Annotated in this window: 1 protein-coding gene; it reads left to right on the top strand. The window is 33.1% G+C overall.

Features of this window, described 5'->3' with window-relative positions; translation table 11 throughout:
• Window positions 1-462: 462 nt before the first annotated feature.
• A complete protein-coding gene (locus PPA04_RS09440) occupies window positions 463-1,557 on the top strand; it encodes a glycosyltransferase (protein WP_057785069.1) in 1,095 nt (364 codons plus the stop codon).
• Window positions 1,558-1,663 lie beyond the last annotated feature (106 nt).

The following is a 1,663-nucleotide window of genomic DNA, read 5'->3' as shown; positions in this document are numbered from 1 at the left end:
GTTTACAAAATTCAACTATTTGAGTTTTTCTGTTGATTAGATCTATAATAAAGTTTAGATGGGGGTAAGTATAATATAGATTCTTTAGTTTCTGTATTGTCATATCAGTTCAACAACCATTTGGATAAGGTTATTGTACCTTTATTTTTTTATTATTTAAATAATGCCATTCTTATGTATCCAACTAGCCATAAGTAAACTATTTTCTTTGTTGATAAAATGAAAGCCGGGTGAATTTTAAAATCGAGTTCTGCATTTGTTTGAAACAAAATCACATACCTTAGCTGTCTGTACTTTTGTTACAACTGCATTATTGTGTTTTAAATTTTTTATAATTAACAAATGCGGTGTAACTATTTTTAGAATTTTTAAGTTAATTAACAATTACTGACTCACTAATACAACTTATTTAAGATTACATCAGATTAATGTTGGCTTCATAAAATGAAAGGATGAATTATCGTGAAAATAACATTAATAACACAGTATTTAGAGGGACATGGCGGTACCGAAAGAGTCATTTCGAACTTGGTCAACGAAGATTTAAAAAATGAATATCAGGTTTTGATCCCTAAAAGCGGAAAACCTGAATGGCTCCAATGGATTACACGTACTACCGGCTACCAACTTAAAATTTGCCATGCACAAGATACACAAGCACAAAAAGAGTTTATTGAAAAAAATGTTTTAGCAGCAGAACCAGATATCGTTTTGGGACTCGAAGGCAGAGCTTGTGTAACTGCCTATCAGATCAGGAAAAAATATGACCTTCATTATAAAATTGTTTCTTGGGGACATACCTCCATTGCTGAATCAAACATTTTTGATCGTCAAGAACTTGCTTTCTCAGAATATCATCTTGCAATTAGTACAGGGATAAAAAAACAGTTGATCAAACTCGGGGTCCCAGCCCAAAAAATCTTTCTGATCTATAATCCTATCCGCACTGTAAATAAGAAAACAATCAGCACACCTAAAGCTAACGCTCCTTTCCATGCAATTTTTATTGGAAGAATATTGTTGGATGATCAAAAAAATGTACGTATGCTTCTTGAATCAATGGCACAGCTTAATATTCCTTGGAAACTGGACATCTTTGGCAAGGGAGCTGATCTTCCAAAAGCAAAAACATTAGCAAATGATTTGCATATTTCACAAAACATTAACTGGCAAGGTTGGATGCCTAATCCTTGGGAAGCAATTAATGAAGCTGATTGCCTGCTGCTCTGTTCAAAATATGAGGGATTCCCAATGGTTGTTATTGAAGCTGCTTCTTATGGCTTGCCAATTGTTTCAACAAACTGTCCTACTGGACCGGCAGACATCATTAATTCCCACAATGGAATTTTAACTCCAATGAACGACCAAAAAGCTTTTATAGCTGCATGCCGGCAAATCTATCGTTTGCGTGGTAAATATAATCATACAGATATCAAAAAAACAGTTTTAAAATTTGATATTTCTCGCTATATTAAGCACATAGAAAACATCTATAACTTAATTGCTGCTGATAATAAAAACACAGATAAATCAGCCATTAAACTTTCTTCTTTATAATAGGTTCTTTATCAAGTGGTACTGATGAAATGAATTATTAAAAATAATAAGCAATTGGTCTACTTGGTCAAGCTGCTTGTTCCTGAATGGAATGAGCAGCTTTTTT

This window comes from Pediococcus parvulus (assembly GCF_007990205.1).
Taxonomy (GTDB): domain Bacteria; phylum Bacillota; class Bacilli; order Lactobacillales; family Lactobacillaceae; genus Pediococcus; species Pediococcus parvulus.
Note: the sequence above shows the minus strand (reverse complement) of the source record. Positions and strands in the feature narration are given on the sequence as shown.